The organism is Salinispora pacifica CNR114, from assembly GCF_000514775.1.
GTDB lineage: Bacteria > Actinomycetota > Actinomycetes > Mycobacteriales > Micromonosporaceae > Micromonospora > Micromonospora pacifica.
The window spans coordinates 80,329-96,779 of record NZ_AZWO01000004.1 but is presented as its reverse complement, the minus strand read 5'-3'; the positions used below and the strand labels follow the sequence as shown (position 1 = coordinate 96,779).

13 protein-coding genes and 1 riboswitch are annotated in these 16,451 nt (G+C 71.8%); of the genes, 8 read left to right on the top strand and 5 right to left on the bottom strand.

Annotated elements, in window-relative coordinates; translation table 11 throughout:
- Positions 1 to 113: 113 nt before the first annotated feature.
- Together B118_RS0102600 and B118_RS0102595 are read left to right on the top strand one after the other, a co-directional pair.
- Positions 114 to 536, top strand: coding sequence for a Fur family transcriptional regulator (locus tag B118_RS0102600; protein ID WP_018219468.1), 423 nt, complete (start codon positions 114 to 116; stop codon positions 534 to 536).
- Positions 537 to 651: 115 nt separating this feature from the next.
- Entirely contained in the window at positions 652 to 1,788 is a 1,137-nt protein-coding gene (locus tag B118_RS0102595; protein ID WP_028192328.1) for a carboxylate-amine ligase, read from the top strand.
- A 75-nt stretch (positions 1,789 to 1,863) separates the two neighbouring features.
- On the opposite strand, the gene B118_RS0102590 is transcribed toward B118_RS0102595, so the two are convergent.
- Entirely contained in the window at positions 1,864 to 3,645 is a 1,782-nt protein-coding gene (locus B118_RS0102590) for an N-acetylglutaminylglutamine amidotransferase (protein ID WP_080678008.1), read from the bottom strand.
- Between the two features lie 402 nt (positions 3,646 to 4,047).
- On the opposite strand from B118_RS0102590, the gene B118_RS0102585 reads away from it, so the two are divergent.
- Positions 4,048 to 4,974, top strand: a complete 927-nt coding sequence (locus tag B118_RS0102585; protein ID WP_018219471.1) for an ABC transporter ATP-binding protein — start codon at positions 4,048 to 4,050, stop codon at positions 4,972 to 4,974.
- Positions 4,971 to 6,593: an ABC transporter permease gene (locus B118_RS0102580; RefSeq protein WP_028187882.1), complete on the top strand. Its 1,623-nt coding sequence runs from the start codon at positions 4,971 to 4,973 to the stop codon at positions 6,591 to 6,593. The genes B118_RS0102585 and B118_RS0102580 overlap by 4 nt, the downstream gene beginning before the upstream one ends.
- Positions 6,594 to 6,611: 18 nt before the next feature.
- Here B118_RS0102580 and B118_RS0102575 read toward each other — a convergent pair whose 3' ends face one another.
- Positions 6,612 to 7,571, bottom strand: a complete 960-nt coding sequence (locus B118_RS0102575) for a hypothetical protein (RefSeq protein ID WP_018810574.1) — start codon at positions 7,569 to 7,571, stop codon at positions 6,612 to 6,614.
- Between the two features lie 275 nt (positions 7,572 to 7,846).
- On the opposite strand from B118_RS0102575, the gene B118_RS0102570 reads away from it, so the two are divergent.
- Positions 7,847 to 9,061, top strand: coding sequence for an MFS transporter (locus B118_RS0102570; RefSeq protein ID WP_018810575.1), 1,215 nt, complete (start codon positions 7,847 to 7,849; stop codon positions 9,059 to 9,061).
- A gap of 206 nt (positions 9,062 to 9,267) precedes the next feature.
- On the opposite strand, the gene B118_RS0102565 is transcribed toward B118_RS0102570, so the two are convergent.
- Positions 9,268 to 9,915 (bottom strand): CatB-related O-acetyltransferase, encoded by a 648-nt coding sequence (locus B118_RS0102565; RefSeq protein ID WP_018219475.1) that lies wholly within the window; start codon positions 9,913 to 9,915, stop codon positions 9,268 to 9,270.
- A 61-nt stretch (positions 9,916 to 9,976) separates the two neighbouring features.
- Positions 9,977 to 10,963, bottom strand: a complete 987-nt coding sequence (locus B118_RS0102560; RefSeq protein WP_018827204.1) for a LacI family DNA-binding transcriptional regulator — start codon at positions 10,961 to 10,963, stop codon at positions 9,977 to 9,979.
- A gap of 160 nt (positions 10,964 to 11,123) precedes the next feature.
- Here B118_RS0102560 and B118_RS0102555 point away from each other — a divergent pair, with 160 nt between their 5' ends.
- Positions 11,124 to 12,338: an MFS transporter gene (locus B118_RS0102555; protein ID WP_028192326.1), complete on the top strand. Its 1,215-nt coding sequence runs from the start codon at positions 11,124 to 11,126 to the stop codon at positions 12,336 to 12,338.
- 124 nt (positions 12,339 to 12,462) lie between these two features.
- On the opposite strand, the gene B118_RS0102550 is transcribed toward B118_RS0102555, so the two are convergent.
- Positions 12,463 to 14,118 carry an FAD-binding dehydrogenase gene (locus B118_RS0102550; protein ID WP_028192325.1) on the bottom strand — a complete coding sequence of 552 codons (1,656 nt, stop codon included), beginning with the start codon at positions 14,116 to 14,118 and terminating at the stop codon, positions 12,463 to 12,465.
- Between the two features lie 194 nt (positions 14,119 to 14,312).
- Between B118_RS0102550 and B118_RS0102545 the strand changes: the two genes are divergently transcribed.
- Positions 14,313 to 15,533 (top strand): PucR family transcriptional regulator, encoded by a 1,221-nt coding sequence (locus B118_RS0102545; protein ID WP_050592773.1) that lies wholly within the window; start codon positions 14,313 to 14,315, stop codon positions 15,531 to 15,533.
- A 143-nt stretch (positions 15,534 to 15,676) separates the two neighbouring features.
- A complete protein-coding gene (locus B118_RS0102540) occupies positions 15,677 to 16,021 on the top strand; it encodes a hypothetical protein (protein WP_028192323.1) in 345 nt (114 codons plus the stop codon).
- A gap of 110 nt (positions 16,022 to 16,131) precedes the next feature.
- Positions 16,132 to 16,261, top strand: a riboswitch (cobalamin riboswitch).
- Positions 16,262 to 16,451: the final 190 nt, after the last annotated feature.

The following is a 16,451-nucleotide window of genomic DNA, read 5'->3' as shown; positions in this document are numbered from 1 at the left end:
GGCGGGATCGAGGGCCCCGGCCCGCCGCCGCGGCGTACGGAGCGGGCCGGGTCTGACCCGGCGGCGCATAATGTGGGTACGCCGGAGCTGCCTCGGCGGTCAGCACACGTGAGATGGTGGGGAGTACGGTGCCGCAGACGATTCCGAACGCAACCCGGAACACCCGGCAGCGGGCCGAGGTGCTCGCGCTGCTCGGGGAGCTCGACGGGTTCCACACGGCGCAGCAATTGCACCGGATGCTCTGCGACCGCGACGCCCGGGTGGGCCTGACCACCGTCTACCGGACCCTGCAGCTTCTGGTGGACGCCGGCGAGATCGACTCCACCCGGCTGCCCGGCGGTGAACAGCTCTTCCGCCAGTGCAGCCAGAGTCGTCACCACCACCACCTGGTCTGCCGGTCCTGCGGACGGACCGTGGAGGTGGCCGGCCCGGCAGTCGAACGCTGGGCCGACCAGGTGGCGGCCGAGCACGGCTTCACCGAGGTCGGGCACACCCTGGAGATCTTTGGCAACTGCGCCGCCTGCGCCGCGTCCTGACCTCGGCCGGCTGTCACCAGCCGGGTGTTTCCCGCCCCGTCGCTCGGGAAATCGGCACCCCGGCACCCCGGCAACGCGGCGCCGCGCGCCGCCCGACGAACGGACGCCGATCGCCATGACGTACCGTCCGGCCACCGACCGCCCCGACCTGGACACCCTCACCCTCGGGGTGGAGGAGGAGTTTCTGCTGCTGGACTCCGACACGGGGGAGAGCATGCCGGTCGCCGCCCGGGTACTCGACGGGTTGTCCGGCGCCGCCTACGAGCAGAGCCGGCAGGAGTTTCGACACAGTATGGTCGAGATGGTCACGCCGGTCGTGTCCGACCTGATGGAGCTGCGGCGGCATCTGGTGGCGCTGCGCACCGCCGCCATTGACGCGGCCGAGGCCGCCGGCGCCCGCCTCGTCGCGGTGGGAGCGACTCCGGTGAACGAGGCGCACCGGACGGTACCGGACGAACCTCGCTACCACGCGATGTCCCGGCGGTTCGGACCGGTCGCGCACGACCCGGCGGTCTGCGGCTGCCACGTGCACGTCGGCCTGCCCGACCGGGAACTGGCGGTCCAGGTCTGCAATCACCTGCGCCCGTGGTTGCCGGTCGTGCAGGCCCTCACCGTCAACTCGCCGCTGCACGACGGCCAGGACACCGGGCACGCGAGCTGGCGCGGAATGCAGCTGGAGCGTTGGCCGAGCATCGGCCCCACCCCGTACTTCGACTCGGCCGCCGACTACGACGCCACGGTGGCGGATCTGATCAAGGCGGGGATCATGCTCGATGCGGGGATGGTCTACTGGTATGTCCGGCCCTCCGTCGCGTACCCCACGGTCGAGGTTCGGGTCGGCGACGTCTGTCCCACGGTTGACGACACGGTGTTGGTGGCCGCGCTGGTACGTGCCCTCGTCGCGACCCTCGCGGCGGAGGTCCGGGGCGGTGCCCGCGCGACCCGGATCCGGGGCTGCCTGGTCTCCGCCGCGCACTGGCGGGCCGCTCACGACGGGCTCGACGGTGACCTTGTCGACCTTCGTACCGGGCACGCCCGGCCGGCCTGGGACCTGGTGGACGAGATGTTCGCCCTCGTCACGCCCGCCCTGGAGCGCCAGGGCGACCGGGGGTACGTGCTCGACCAGCTGACTCGGCTCCGGGACGAGGGCACCGGTGCGGCACGGCAGCGTCGGATTCTGGAGCGGACCGGCTGCGATGTCGGTGCCGTGCTGGCCCACCTGGCCGCACAGACCCGCCCCACCCCCGCCTGAGCTGGGCCAGACCGCCCGTCCTACCGCTGAGCCGAACCGCCCGTCCGACCGCTGGTGGTGGTGCGGCCGTCCGTCCTACCGCTGGTGCGTCTGCAGCCACAGCTCCAGCAGCCCGAGCTGCCACAGCTTGTTGCTGCCGGCCGCGGCCTGCGTCGCCGCCGGGTCGGCGAGCAGTTCGTCAACATATTCGGGCTGGAACAGCCCCCGTTCCTGGGCGGCCGGCGCCCGCAGCGCGTCCAGGACCAGCTCCCGCACCCGCCCGGAGACGTTGCGCAGCGCCGGCACCGGAAAGTACCCCTTCGGCCGGTCGATCACCTCCGCCGGCAGCACCTCCCGAGCGATCTCCTTGAGTACGCCCTTGCCGCCCTGCGCCACCTTGTGCTCCGGCGGACAGGCCGCGGCGAGCGCGACCAGATCCTGGTCCAGGAAGGGGGTGCGGACCTCCAGCCCCCACGCCATGGACATGCTGTCCACCCGCTTGACCGGGTCATCGGGGAGCATCCGGTGCGTATCCAGGCGCAGCACCGCGTCCAGCGCGGTCTCCGCACCGGGTGCGGACAACTCGGCGACGAGTAGCTCCCGGCTGGCATCCCGGTCGTGGGCGTATGCCGGACTGACAACCCGGGACAACTCGGCGTGGTCACGGTCGAAGAAGGAGGCGGCGAACACCTCCGCCGCCCCGTCCCGGGGCGTCCTCGCGAGCGGCTGGTGGTAGCCGTACCCAGCGAACACCTCGTCGGCGCCCTGCCCCGACTGGGCCACCTTGACGTGCTTGGCCACCTGCTCGCTGAGCAGGTGGAAGGCCACCACGTCGTGGCTGCCCATCGGCTCGGTCATCGCGGCGATCGTGGCCTGTACCGCCGGCAGGAGGTCGTTGTCGGCGAGTCGGATCCGCCGGTGGTCGGTGCCGAAGGCCCGGGCCACCTGGTCGGAGTAGTGGAACTCGTCGCCGGCCTCGTCGCCCCGGCCGTCGAATCCGATGCTGAACGTTTGCAGGTGGTGTTGGCCCGCCTCGGCGAGCAGGGCCACGATGAGACTGGAGTCCAGGCCACCGGAGAGCAGCACCCCGACCGGGACGTCCGCCACCAGCCGCCGGCGAACCGCCGCGCGCAGGGCGTCCCCGACCGCTGCCTGCCAGTCCCGGGCATCCCGACCGGCGTGGGCGGGGTCGCGGGCGTACTCCGGCTGCCAGTAGACGTGTTCGCGGCTACGCCCGTCCGCCTCGACCACCCGCAGCGTCGCCGGGGGTAGCTTCCGGACGCCACGCAGCACGGTCCGGGGCGCCGGCACAATCGAGTGCCAGGAGAGGTAATGGTGCAGGGCAACCGGATCGATGTCGGTGTCCACGTCGCCGGCGTGCAGTAGCGCGGGCAGAGTCGAGGCGAAGCGCAGGCGGCCGGGGGACTCCGCCAGGTAGAGCGGCTTGATGCCGAGCCGGTCGCGGGCCAGCACCAACCGCTGACGGGTCCGGTCGAACAGCCCGATCGCGAACATGCCGACCAGGTGGTCGACGAAGGCCTCCCCCCACTCGGCGTACGCCACCAGGATGACCTCGGTGTCACTGGTGGAGCGGAAGGTGTGCCCGACGGCTCGGAGCTCCTCGCGCAACTGCGGATAGTTGTAGATGCATCCGTTGAAGACCAACGTTGATCCGAGGTCCTCGCGTACCATCGGCTGAGCGCCGGCGTCGGAGAGGTCGATGATGGTGAGCCGGCGGTGTCCGAGGGCTATCCATTCGTCCGCCCAGTGGCCGGTGTCGTCCGGGCCGCGGGACTCCATCGCCTGGCTCATCCGGATCACCGCCTCGGTGCCCGGCCTCGATCCGTCGAAACGCGCTTCCCCGCTGATGCCGCACACGCTCAGTGCCCCTCTGGCCGCTGTCCGGCGGTCCGGGAGGGCCGATGGCCGAGCGTCGAATCCATGGCCACCGTCCCGTCGCACCGTCTCACCTGGCCACCGGGCATGGCCCGGGCCCCGTCCCGCGGACGGGTGCGGCGGGTACCCGGGCTCGGGGTCGCTCAAACCCGCCCCAGTGCCCGTCACCGGCCAGACCGCGCGGTGCTCTCCTGCGGCCAGCATCGGGCGTCGTGGTCGGCCGACCGGCGCACGGTGGCGCTTCGGCGTCCGGACGGAGCTTCGAGGCGGACTCGCGACCGGTATAGCGTGGCGCGGGACCCCTAGGGTGGTGGCGACCGGTTCACCCCGGGCGGTGCGCCGGACGTGCGCAACCGGCGCGAACTGACGGCGACAGGAGATCCCATGTCCGTTATCGCGATTGACGGCCTGGTGAAGAGCTTCGGTGCGGTCCGCGCGCTCGACGGGCTCAACCTGCAGGTGGAGGCGGGGGAGGTGCACGGCTTCCTCGGGCCCAACGGCTCCGGTAAGTCCACCACCATCCGTGTCCTGCTCGGGCTGCTACGCGGTGACGCCGGCAAGGTGCGACTGCTCGACGGTGACCCGTGGCGCGACGCGGTGACGCTGCACCGCCGACTCGCCTACGTTCCGGGCGACGTGAACCTGTGGCCCAACCTCTCCGGCGGGGAGGCGATCGACTTGTTCGGGGCCCTGCGCGGTGGCTTGGACCAGCGTCGCCGCGACGAGCTGCTGGAGCGATTCGACCTCGACCCGACCAAGAAGTGCCGGGCCTACTCCAAGGGCAACCGGCAGAAGGTGGCGATCGTCGCCGCCTTCGCCTCCGATGTCGAGCTGTACGTGCTGGACGAGCCGACCTCCGGGCTCGACCCGTTGATGGAGGCGGTGTTCCAGGAAGAGGTGCGGCGGCTCACCGGCAACGGCGCCACGGTGCTGCTCTCCAGTCACGTGCTCGCCGAGGTGGAAGCGCTCTGCGACCGGGTCAGCATAATCCGCGCCGGCCGTACCGTCGAGTCGGGCTCCCTGATCGAGCTACGGCACCTCGCCCGCACCACGGTCACCGTCGAGACGGTGCGCCGGTTGACCGGCGTCGCGGAGCTACCCGGCGTGCACGAGGTCCGGGCCGTTGACGGTCGGGTCCGGTTGGAGGTCGAGCCGGAGCACCTCGACGCGTTGCTCGCCCACCTGATCCGCTTCGAGGTCCGGGCGCTGGTGAGCGCACCGCCCACCCTGGAGGAGCTGTTCCTGCGGCACTACGACGGGGCCGACGACGGCCGGATCGTCGCCGGGGGCGGCGCGGAGCCGGCCCAGTGAGCGCATTCACCGGCACCGGCCGACTGGCCCGGCTCGTCCTGCGCCGCGACCGGATCAAGCTCGGAGCCTGGCTGCTCGGTACGCCGCTGCTCGGGTTCGCCCTCGCCGGGAGTGTCTCCGAGTTCTACCCCGACGAGGCCGCTCGCCTCAGCTATGCCGACACCGCGCTGACCAGCGTGGTGGCGCGGGCCTTCAACGGGCCGATCTTCAACGCCGAACTGGGCTCGATCGTCGTCGCGGAGGCGTACCTGACGTTAACTCTGCTCGCCGCCCTGGTCAGCATGTTCGCCGTGGTCCGGCACACCCGACAGAACGAGGAGACCGGCCGGGCGGAGCTGCTCGGTGCGGCGGTCGTCGGCCGGCACGCGTTGCTCGCCGCCCCGTTGCTTGTGGTCGTCGGGGCGAACGTCGCCGCCGCCCTCCTCCTCGGGCTGGCCTTCGCCGCCGCCGGTCTGCCGCTGGCCGGATCCCTCGCCGCCGCCGGGGCGGTTGGCGGGGTCGGCATCGCCTTCACCGCCGTCGCCGCCGTCGCCGCCCAGCTGACGGTTACCTCCCGTGGTGCGAACGCGCTGGCCGCGGCCACCGTCGGGGTGGCGTTCCTGCTCCGTGCCGCCGGGGATGTCCTCGGTGAGCGGGACGGCCTGCAACTGGTGAGCGCCTGGCCGTCCTGGCTCTCCCCGCTCGGTTGGGGCAACCAGGTACGCGCGTTCGGCGCCGAGCGGTGGTGGGTTCTGGGCCTGCCGGTCGTGTTACTGGTCGGCGCCACCCTGGCCGCGTTCGGTCTCGCCCGTCGGCGGGACCTCGGCGCCGGTCTGCTCAGCGACCGGCGGGGGCCGGCCCGGGCCGCCGCCGGCCTGCTCAGCCCGAGCGGACTGCTCTGGCGACTGCACCGCGGCTCCCTGGTCGGCTGGTCGGTGGCGGTGGTGGTCCTCGGGGTTTCGATGGGCTTCGCCGCGGACGAGGTCAATGACGTGATCGCCGAGAATCCCGCCGCCGCCGAGCTGATCGCTGCGATGGGGGGCGGGGTTGACGACCTGGTGGACGCGTTCCTCGCCGCGATGCTGGGGGTATTCGCGTTGGCTGTCGGCGCGTACGTGGTGCAGGCGTTGCTGCGTACCCGCGCCGACGAGTCGGGCGGCGTCCTGGAGGCGGTACTCGCGACCGCGGTGGGCCGGGTTCGCTGGTTGGCCACCCAGGTGGTGGGCACCGTCCTGGGCGCGGCGGTCCTCGTGCTGCTGGCCGGGCTCGCGACCGGCCTCGGCTACGGACTCGCAGCCGGCGATCCGGGCCGGTGTGCGCTTGAACTGGGCGGGGCCGGGCTGCTACAGCTACCGGCGTTGCTGGTGGTGGCGGGCTTGGTGACCGCGCTGCTCGGGTTGGTTCCCCGGTGGTCGGTGTCGCTGTCCTGGGCGGTGCTGATCGGGTTCCTGCTGTTGGGGCAGCTCGGCGCGGCGCTCGACCTGCCGCAGGCGGTGCTCAACCTCTCGCCGTACACCCATGTTCCCGCGGTGCCGGCGGTCGAGGCAACCACGCTACCGCTGGTGCTGCTTGTCGCCGTGGCCGGTGCGCTGCTCGCCGCCGGGCTGGCCGGCTTCCGCCGCCGCGACGTCCCCAGCTGAGTGGCTCGATCCGGGACGTCAGCCGGATACCTCCGGCTCCGTTTCGGACTCCGAGCCGGTGTGGCGTTGGCGTAGCAGTTCACCGCTCCACCGCGCGGCGGCCCGCTGCTCGGAGAGGGTTCGCTCCCGGGCGCGGGCCAGCCCCTCACGGACCGCCTCCGGGACGTCGGCGTCGGGCAGGCCGTCGAGGATCGCCGACCAGCGTCGGTTGAGCTGCTCGGCGTAGCGGGCGCGCCGTAGCAACTCCTCGTGTCGGCAGTCCAGCGCGATCACCCGTTCCCAGTAGGGCTGAAGGGCTTGGCGGACCCGCTCGTCGAGTTGCACCCACGCCTCGGGCCGGCAGGTGACCGTCTGACCGCCGCGTGCGAACGACCACGGCTCCTGCCCGGCGAGCTTCCGCTGCAGCTGCGCCTCCAACTCGCCGGCCCGGTGCGGTGCGACGGTACGGGCGAGATCGGCGGCGATGCTGGTTAGCCGCTGGGTGGCCGGTGGCAGAAAGTAGTGGGCGTACCAGGCCAGCTGATCCGGTCGCAGCCCCTGCGAACACCAGGTGAGGTCGGCGCGGATGGTGAAGGTGAAGACGTAACCCCGGGCGAAGACGGTGATCGGCCCGACCGGCTCGCGCCGCTCGATCGGGTCCTGCGGTGGGGGTGGGGCCGGCCCCTGCTTGGCGGCCGTGTCGACCGTACGGGCCAGCGTGAGCAGCCACCGCCACAGCCGCCGGGTGGCCGGTGCCAACCGGGCGGCGAGTCGCCGGCCCGCTGATGTCAGCTGGGCGGCGAACCGACGGGTCGCCGGTGCCAACCGGGCGGCTACTCGCCGCGCTCCGGCTGCCAGCCGTGTCGTGCTCCGTCGGCACGCCCGCACCAGCCGGGCCCAGCGGCCAGGGCGCGTGGCGTCCGGAGCGGCCGGGCGATGCTGATCCGGATCGGAAGCTACCGGCGGCGGGGGCGCCTCCGTCGGCGGGCCGTCGGCCATGTCGCCTCCCTCGTCCGTCAACCGGTCCGCCGGGTCGAAGGGTGGTGCGGTCGGTGCCAGATACGAGGGGAGTGCCGGCAGGTGCGGTGTCGCCGCGTACTCACGTTAACAAGGACCGGGCCAGTGGGGCGGCAGCGGCGCGGCGTGCCGATCGGCGCTCGGCTGACTGCGCGGGAGCCGGTGCGGGGAAATTCGGTGCGTGTTGAGAATGTTGCTCGGGGGTGTGCCCGTGCGGCCCGGCCCCAGCGCCACCGCTCGAGCGAGAGGATCCAGTCGTGAGTAGCGTCGTCGCCCCGGCCGCCGCTCGGTCGGTGCTGGCTGCCCGCACTGGTGTCGTGGTGGTGTTCGCCCTCAATGGCTTCGTTATCGGTTCCTGGTTTGCCCGGGTGCCGGCGGTCCGGGAGGCGCTTGATCTCTCCGCGGGCCGGCTCGGGCTGCTGTTGCTCGCGATGTCGGTCGGCGCGGTGGTGGCGATGCCCGTCTCTGGTCTGGTCGTCCAGCGGCTGGGCACCGCTCGGACGGTGGTGGTGGCGGCGCTGACGCTCTCGGTCGGACTGCTGGTAACCGGGGTCTGTGCGAGCGCTGTCGGCTGGCTGCCCGGGGTGGCGGTGGGCCTGTTTGTCTTTGGCTACGGCACCGGTACCTGTGATGTCGCGATGAACATTGAGGGTGCCGCGGTTGAGCGGCGGCTCGGTCGTACGGTGATGCCGCGGTTTCACGCGGCGTGGAGTCTGGGTTCGGTGGCGGGGGCGGGGCTCGGTGCGGTGGCCGCTGAGGCGGGGCTGGTGTTGGCTTTCCACTTGCCGCTGGTCGGCGTGGCGGTGCTGGTCGGGATGGTCTTCGGCGCTCGAGGGTTCCTGCCGGCTGCCGAGACGACATCGGCCGGTGGCAAGGTATCCCCGGCGACCCGCCATCGTTCACTGTTGGCGGCCTGGCGGGAGCCGCGGACCCTGCTGATCGGCCTGTTTGTGTTGGTCGCGGCGTTCAGTGAGGGGAGCGCCACCGACTGGGTCGCGATCGCGTTCGTGGATGGGTACGGCGTCAGCGAGGCGGCCGGAGCGGTCGTGTTCGGAATGTTCGTAGTCGGCATGACCACTGGCCGGACCGCCGGCACCCTCGCCCTGGACCGGTGGGGGCGAGTGCCGGTGCTCACCGGTGCGATCCTGCTCGCGGTGGTCGGGGTGAGTGTGGCGGTGCTGGCTGAATCCGAGCCGGTGGCGGCGGTCGGCGTGGCGTTGTGGGGCCTCGGCGGCTCGCTCAGTTTTCCGGTGGGGATGAGTGCGGCGGCCGACGAGGAGGAGCGCGCCCCGGCGCGGGTCAGCGTGGTCGCCGCGATCGGCTACACCGCGTTCCTCGCCGACCCACCTTTGCTTGGCCTGATCGGCGACCGGGTCGGGACACTGCACGCCCTACTGGTGGTACCAATTTTGCTGTTGTTGTCGGTCGCGTTGGTGCCCGCCACCCGCCCTCCTCGTGAACTCCATGATTGATTAACAAATGTCGTCGCTGTGGCGATGCGGATCATCAGCTCGTCGCCGGAACCGACTAACCGAAGTAGCGTCGTGCCCGCGTCGCGCCCCTTCTCATGGGGCAGCTCGACAGCGAGAAAACCGGAAGCACCCCGGTCCGTCGCGAACGACGAATGAGTCGTCCCCGCGGCGGCCCCGAACTGCTGATTTCCGATGGATAAGACTCGTCAGCCCCTTGGCGGTGCCACGGTCTCCAGGGCGTCAATGCTGCCGGACATGATCGTGCGAATGTGATCGGTGATGTGTGGTAACGGCCAGTCCCACCAGGCAAGCGCCATCAGGCGGGCAACCTCTTCTTCGGGGAAGCGGCGGCGGATCACCCGGGCCGGGTTGCCGCCGACGATGCTGTATTCGGGGACATCGTCAACGACGACAGATCCAGAAGCAACGATCGCCCCGCTGCCGATGCGGACGCCGGGCATCACCATGGTGCGGTAACCGAACCACACGTCGTTACCAACCACCGTGTCTCCTCGCCCGGGCAGGTTGGTGATGAGGTCAAAGTGTTCGCTCCAGGAGCCACCCATGATCGGAAACGGGAAGGTCGAGGGCCCGTCCATGCGGTGATTGGCGCCGTTCATGATGAACCGTACGCCCTCGCCCAACGCGCAGAATTTCCCGATCACCAGCCGCTCCGGCCCGTAGTGATAGAGAACGTTGCGAACCTCGAAAGCTGTCGCATCGTCCGGGTCGTCGTAGTAGGTGAACTCTCCGACTTCGATCAGTGGCGAGGTGATCAGTGGCTTCAGCAGCACCAGACGTGGCTGTTCGGGCATCGGATGTAGGACACCCGGGTCGGCTGGAGTGCCTGTCATCGTAACGTCCTTCTGGGTGAAAGGTGGAAAACCGGGACCTGTTCCGCGGAGGCACGTCGCGTCAGCCGCTCATCCGGTGCACCGGGCGGGACGGAAAGAGCGTTGGCGGTAGGACCGCGCTGCCGTTGAGCACGGCGGTCACGGCCGCTGTCGCGATTCCGGCCACCGGATGGGTGGAGGTGGTGAGCGAGGGGTTGGTAATGGCGGCCAGCGGGGTGTCGTCGAAGCCGGTCACCGCGATGTCCCCCGGGACCTGGACGCCATCGCGCAGGAGCCCGCTGATCACGCCGAACGAGGTCACGTCGCTGGCGCCGACGATCGCGTCGGTGTCTGGCCAGCGGGCCAGCACCTCCCGGGCGGCGGCACGCCCTCGGCCCGCGGTGAAGTCACCCCGAACCAGCCGGGGCGGCAGCCCCGCCGCGCGCAGCACTCCCCGGTAGGCGCGTACCGAGCGGCCGGCGCAGGGTAGCCAGCGAGAACCACTGATCATGGCGATGCGGCGGCGGCCCGTCGCGTACAGGTGCTCCACCAGCGCTGTGGTGCCGCCACCGTTGTCGATGTCGAAGGAGGCCACCACGGGGGAGCCGACGCCGAGCGAGGCGACCCGGCCGCGCAGCGTGGGCGGCACCGCGGCCAGGACCGCGGGCGTGGTGTTGACCAGGATCAACCCGCTCACCCCGCGCTGCTCGCCGAGCTGCCGCAGCTGGGCGAGGTCGCGGGTCGGCAGCCAGTGCAGGGCCACCCCGACGCCGTGCGGGGCGCACGCCCGGGCGGCGGCGCCGACAACCTGGTCGACGTACGGATCCTCGAGCACCCGGGGCGAGGTGCCGTGGACCACCGTGACCAGCCGCACACCGGTGCCCCGTACCAGGGCGCGGGCGGCCGGGTCCGGCACGTAGCCGAGCTTCTCGGCGGCGGCGGTGACCCGGTCGCGGGTATGGGCCGCGGCGTACCCGTTGTTGGCGAGCACTCGGGAGGCGGTGGCCCGGGAGACGTCGGCCACCCGAGCCACATCCGCCAGGGTCGGCGCGCGCTGCGGTGCCGGCATCGTGGTCCCCCGTTCCCGTCGCCGGGGCGACGTTTGTCGTCCGGACATTATTGCTCGCCTCGACGGCGGTGACCTGCGGGCATTTTCGGTTTGCACTGAGAACGTTCTCAGGGGTGTGCTCGTGCAGCCAGGCCCAGTACTGAAGCGAAAGGAACCCGTGGTGAGCAGCGTCACAGCCCCGGCCGCGACTACCGCCGCACACCGGTTGGTGCGCACCGCCCGTACCGGTGTCGCGGTGGTGTTCGCCCTCAACGGCCTCGCCATCGGGTCCTGGTTCGCCCGGGTGCCGGCGGTCCGGGAGGCGCTTGACCTCACCGCCGGTCGGCTCGGGCTGCTGTTGCTCGCGATGTCGGCGGGAGCGGTACTGGCGATGCCCACCTCCGGTCTGGTCGCCCAGCGACTGGGCACCGCCCGGACGGTGGCGGTGGCGACCCTGTTGGTCGCCGTGGGCTTGGGGATCGCCGGCGTCAGCGCGAGCACGGCGGGCTGGCTGCCCGGGGTGGCGGTGGGTCTGGTCATCCTTGGCTACGGCACCGGTACCTGTGATGTCGCGATGAACATCGAGGGTGCCGCGGTTGAGCGGCGGCTCGGTCGTACGGTGATGCCGCGGTTTCACGCGGCGTGGAGCCTGGGCTCGGTGGCGGGGGCTGGCCTCGGTGCGGTGGCCGCTGAGGTGGGGTTGGCGTTGGCGGTCCACCTGCCGCTCGTTGGCGCGGCGGTGCTGCTCGGCACGGTGTCCGGCACCCGGGTGTTCCTGCCGTTCGCCGAGCCGGCGCCGGATGCCGACGGGGGCTCCCCGGCGGCCCGGCGCCGGGCGGTGCTGGCCGCCTGGCGGGAACCACGGACCCTGCTGATCGGCCTGTTTGTGCTGGTAGCAGCGTTCAGTGAAGGGGTCGCCACCGACTGGGTCGCGGTCGCGTTCGTTGATGGCTACGGCGTCACCGAGGCGGCCGGAGCCGCCGTCTACGGCGTGTTCGTGATCGGCATGACCGTAGGACGGACCGTCGGCACCCTCGCCCTGGACCGCTGGGGCCGGGTGCCCGTGCTCGGCACCACGATCCTGCTCGCCGTGGTCGGCGTGAGCGTGGCGGTGCTGGCCGGTTCCGGACCGGTTGCGGTCGCCGGTGTGGCGCTGTGGGGCCTCGGCGTTTCCCTCAGCTTTCCGGTGGGGATGAGCGCTGCGGCCAACGTGGAGGAGCACGCCGCGGCCCGGGTCAGCGTGGTGGCCGTGATCGGCTACACCGCCTTCCTCGCCGGACCACCGCTGCTGGGCCTGATCGGCGACCGGGTCGGGACGCTGCACGCCCTGCTGGTCGTGCCGGTCCTGCTACTGCCGTCGCTGGCGTTGCTGCCGGTGACCCGCCCTCCTCGCTGACCGTCCCGGCGGGGACAGCGGACGCTCGGATGGTCCTTGCGTATCCGCAATGGACTTCGTTGGGAGGCGTGGTTGATCCGAACCTTGCGGCTGCCGCTACGGCGGCCCCGCCTGGCCCCGCCGGTCAGCTGAGCTGGCGGGCGGCGGCGCGGCCGGCGACCCGGCCGGAGAAGAGGCAGCCGCCGAGGAAGGAGCCCTCCAGGGCGTTGTAGCCCATCATGCCGCCACCACCGAACCCGGCCACCTCACCGGCGGCGTAGAGGCCGGGAAAGGCGTCGCCGTCGCGGGTCCGGCAGCGACCGTCCAGGTCGGTCTCCAGCCCACCGAGGGTCTTGCGGGAGAGGACGTTGAGCCGTACGGCGATCAACGGCCCAGCCTTCGGGTCCAGGAGGCGATGCGGCGCGGCGACCCGCAGGAGCCGGTCACCGCGGTAGTTGCGGGCGGAGCGGATCGCCTTGACCTGGGCGTCCTTGCAGAAGGTGTTGGTGAGCTGCCGGTCCCGTTCGGTGACGAGCGCGCGGATCCGGGCGACTTCGATCGCCGGCACGTCCGGGTCGGCGATGCGGTTCATCCCGGTGACGAGGTCGTCGAGGGTGTCCGCGACGACGAAGTCCTCGCCGTGCCGCTTGAACGCCTCGACCGGCCCGGGAGCACCGGCCCGTACCCGGGACAGCAGCAGTTTCAGATCCTTGCCGGTCAGGTCCGGGTTCTGTTCGGAGCCGGAGAGCGCGAACTCCTTCTCGATGATTTTCTGGGTGAGCAGAAACCAGGAGTAGTCGTAGCCGCTGTGGCGCAGGTGGCGCAGGGTGCCGAGGGTGTCGAAGCCGGGGAAGTACGGAGCCGGCAGCCGGTTGCCGGCGGCGTCCAGCCAGAGTGAGGAGGGGCCGGGCAGGATGCGAATTCCGTGGTTCTCCCAGATCGGATCCCAGTTTCGTAGCCCTTCGACGTAGTGCCACATCCGGTCCGGGTTGATGATGTTGGCGCCGGCCTCCTCGGCGATGCCCAGCATCCGGCCGTCCACGTGGGCCGGCACTCCGGCCACCATCCGCTTCGGTGGACTGCCGAGCCGTGCCGGCCACGCCCGGCGGATCAGGTCGTGGTTGCCGCCTATGCCGCCGCTGGTGACGATGACGGCCTGGGCCCGGGCCCGGAACTCGCCGACCACGGTGCGGCTGCTCGGCCGGCCCCGCTCGGCCGTGGCCGGCTCCAGCCGGCTGCCGTACACCCCGACCACCGCACCGGCCTCCACCAGCAGCCCGTCAACCTGGTGGCGGAACGCGAACCGGATCCGCCCGGTGTCGACGTGCGCCCGTACCCGTCGCTCGAACGGCTCCACCACGCCGGGGCCGGTGCCCCAGGTGATGTGGAACCGCGGAACCGAGTTGCCGTGCCCACCGGGCCGGCCGTCGCCGCGTTCGGCCCAGCCGACCACCGGGAAGAAGCGATGCCCGTACTGCCGCAGCCAGGACCGCTTCTCTCCGGCGGCGAACTCCAGGTACGCCTCGGCCCAGGCGCGCGGCCACCGGTCCTCGTCGCGGTCGAACTGGGCGCTGCCGAACCAGTCCTGCCGGGCCAGCTCGAGGGAGTCCCGAACGCCCATCCGCCGCTGCTCGGGGCTGTCAACCAGGAACAGTCCGCCCAGGCTCCAGAAGGCCTGCCCGCCCAGGTTCTGCTCCCCCTCCTGGTCAACGAGGAGGACGCTCCGGCCGAGGTCTGCTGCCTCGGCGGCGGCGACCAGCCCGGCCAGACCAGCTCCTACCACGACGACGTCAGCTTCCACGGCTGCCTCCTATCGGTGCGAGCGGGCATTGACCCGCTTCCGGGCCGATCGCGGGGAGCGGGGCGGCGCCGGGGGTTGCCCCACCGTGCCGCAGCCAACCGGTTGACGCCACCACTTCCGCACTAGGTGAGCATGAGTATTGTCAACCCGCGCGGTCCGGGGGGCGGTCGGGCCGGCTGGCAGCGCGAGGGGCGGTGACCGGGGTGGGCCTCGCGGAACGGCTGGTCGTACATCGGATGCTCACCGAGCGTAGCTCGACCCTCGTGGACGAGATGGTCGGCGCGGTCGTCGACCAGGTCCCGATCTACCGCGAACTCAGCGACGCCCAACTGCGGGAGGTCACGGCCATCGCCCAGTGGGCCGTCACCCGGCTCACCGAGATGTGGGTGGACGGCACTCGGCTCACCACCCGGGACATCAGCCGCTTTCGGGGCATCGGCGCCACCCGCGCCACCGACGGTCGGCCGCTGCTGGCGGTGCTGCGCGCCTATCGCGTCGCGGCGGCCATCATCACCGACGCTGTCGCCGAGCATGCCCCGCCCGGGCTGACGGTCGCCGACCTCGCCGCGCTGGTGCAGGCCCTGGTCGCCGCGCTCGACGAGTTGTCCGAGGCGTTGGCCAACGGCTATCAGCACAAGGCCGCCGAGTTGATCACCGACCGGCGTCGACTGATCGACGAGTTCCTGCACGATCTGCTCGCCGGTCGCCAGACCTCGCCCGGTGCCCTCGCCGACCGTACCGAGCAGCTCAACGTCCGCGTTCCCGCCAGCTTCGGCCTCCTCCTCGCCGTGGGTGACCCGAAGAGCCCGGAAACCCACCCGGCCCGCGTCGCCACGCTCGTTGCGTCGCCAGCCGTCGGCGCGGACCACGGCCCGGTCGACCTGAGTACCGGTGCGCTGTTGAGCACGGTGCGGGCCGGCGCCGGTGTCCTGCTGCTCCCGGACGAGCACGATCGGTCCGAGGTCGTGACGGCCGTGGCCGCGGGCGGTTGGCGGGCCTGTCTGATCAGCGGAGCTTCCCCGGCGACCCTGCCGCAGGACTACCGGGCTGCGGTTTCCGCGCTGAAGCACGCACCCGTGGCGGCGTTCGCCCGCCGGACCGTGCTCGACCGTGGCGACGCGCTCACCGTCGCGGTACTGCACGGCACGCCTCCCGTCGACCGTGCCGCACTGCACGCCGCGGTCCTCGGGCCGGTGCTCACCCCCGCCAACGCCCACCTGCTCGAAGGGCTGCACGCGTACCTCACCCACGGGTCGGCGATCGAGGCCGCGACCGCGGTCGGACTGCACCCGCAGACCATGCGCCATCGGCTCCGCCGGCTCACCGAGCTCACCGGTCGTAGTCTGACCCACTCCTGGGACCGGCTCGTGCTCGCGGTGACGCACGCCTCACTCCCGTCGCCCCCGGGGCGGTGAGCCGGCCGATGCCTCCCCGCGGGCTTGCTGCACCACCGGCCGGCGGTGCATCCTCAGCGCGTCATCAGGGGGCGTACAGACGGCGCTCAGCCAAGGGTGGTGCACTGGAGGCCGGCGGCACCGGAGATGCAAGGAGGAGCGGCATGGGCTGGTTCAGTCGGAAGCGGTCGCGTACCTGGGAAGCTGACGGGGTGCCGACGAAGCTCGACCGGGAGGGCACCCGCGCGGACCTGGTGGCGCTGGAGCAGTTCGCCGCCAGCCGGACCGGGGTCGAGTTCTACCTGGAGCCGGAGACGACGGCGACGGACACGACGGTGGTGGCGATCGCGCACGACGGCGAGTGGATCCGCCGCCGTACCGGGTCGCCACGGGTTGCTGCGTCCCTCGCCCGCCGACTGGCCCTGCCGCTGTACGAAGCGGCCAAGATGGGCTACCCGGAGCGGATGCGCGCCTGGAACCGGGCCCACCCGGAGCGGCGCCTTCGGTAGCCCCCGTGCCCTCCGGGGCCGTGGCTCCGGGACCGGTTGACCGCTGGGCTCCTCTCGTTTCGTTGACCCGGACGTACTGGTGTGGCAGAGTTCGCGGCCGGACGGCAGTGAAGGAAGCCGGTGTGAATCCGGCGCGGTCCCGCCACTGTCACCGGGGAGTGATCCTCCTTGTGGAGCCACGACCGTGCGTCGCACGGTTGGAAGGCCGGGGTGAGCATCGATCCGGGAGCCAGGATACTTCGGCCGTCGGTGCACCCCAGGGCGTGGATACCCGAGGAGGACCCGATGACGCGTAGCGTCCCACCCATCGACAGCTGTCGTACCAATCTGGCGGGCGGCGGCAGGTCCGCGACCGGTCCGCGGCCTGGCGCTGCCGCGACTGGCCCCGCTGCCGTGCTCGGTGCCGCCGTTCTCGACCCCGCTGCCCGCG

Coding starts and splice junctions, on each gene's coding strand:
- B118_RS0102595 (WP_028192328.1), top strand. CDS start 652: ATGACGTACCGTCCGGCCACCGACCGCCCCGACCTGGACACCCTCACC.
- B118_RS0102600 (WP_018219468.1), top strand. CDS start 114: ATGGTGGGGAGTACGGTGCCGCAGACGATTCCGAACGCAACCCGGAAC.
- B118_RS0102560 (WP_018827204.1), bottom strand. CDS start 10,963: ATGCCGGCACCGCAGCGCGCGCCGACCCTGGCGGATGTGGCTCGGGTG.
- B118_RS0102575 (WP_018810574.1), bottom strand. CDS start 7,571: ATGGCCGACGGCCCGCCGACGGAGGCGCCCCCGCCGCCGGTAGCTTCC.
- B118_RS0102565 (WP_018219475.1), bottom strand. CDS start 9,915: ATGACAGGCACTCCAGCCGACCCGGGTGTCCTACATCCGATGCCCGAA.
- B118_RS0102540 (WP_028192323.1), top strand. CDS start 15,677: ATGGGCTGGTTCAGTCGGAAGCGGTCGCGTACCTGGGAAGCTGACGGG.
- B118_RS0102585 (WP_018219471.1), top strand. CDS start 4,048: ATGTCCGTTATCGCGATTGACGGCCTGGTGAAGAGCTTCGGTGCGGTC.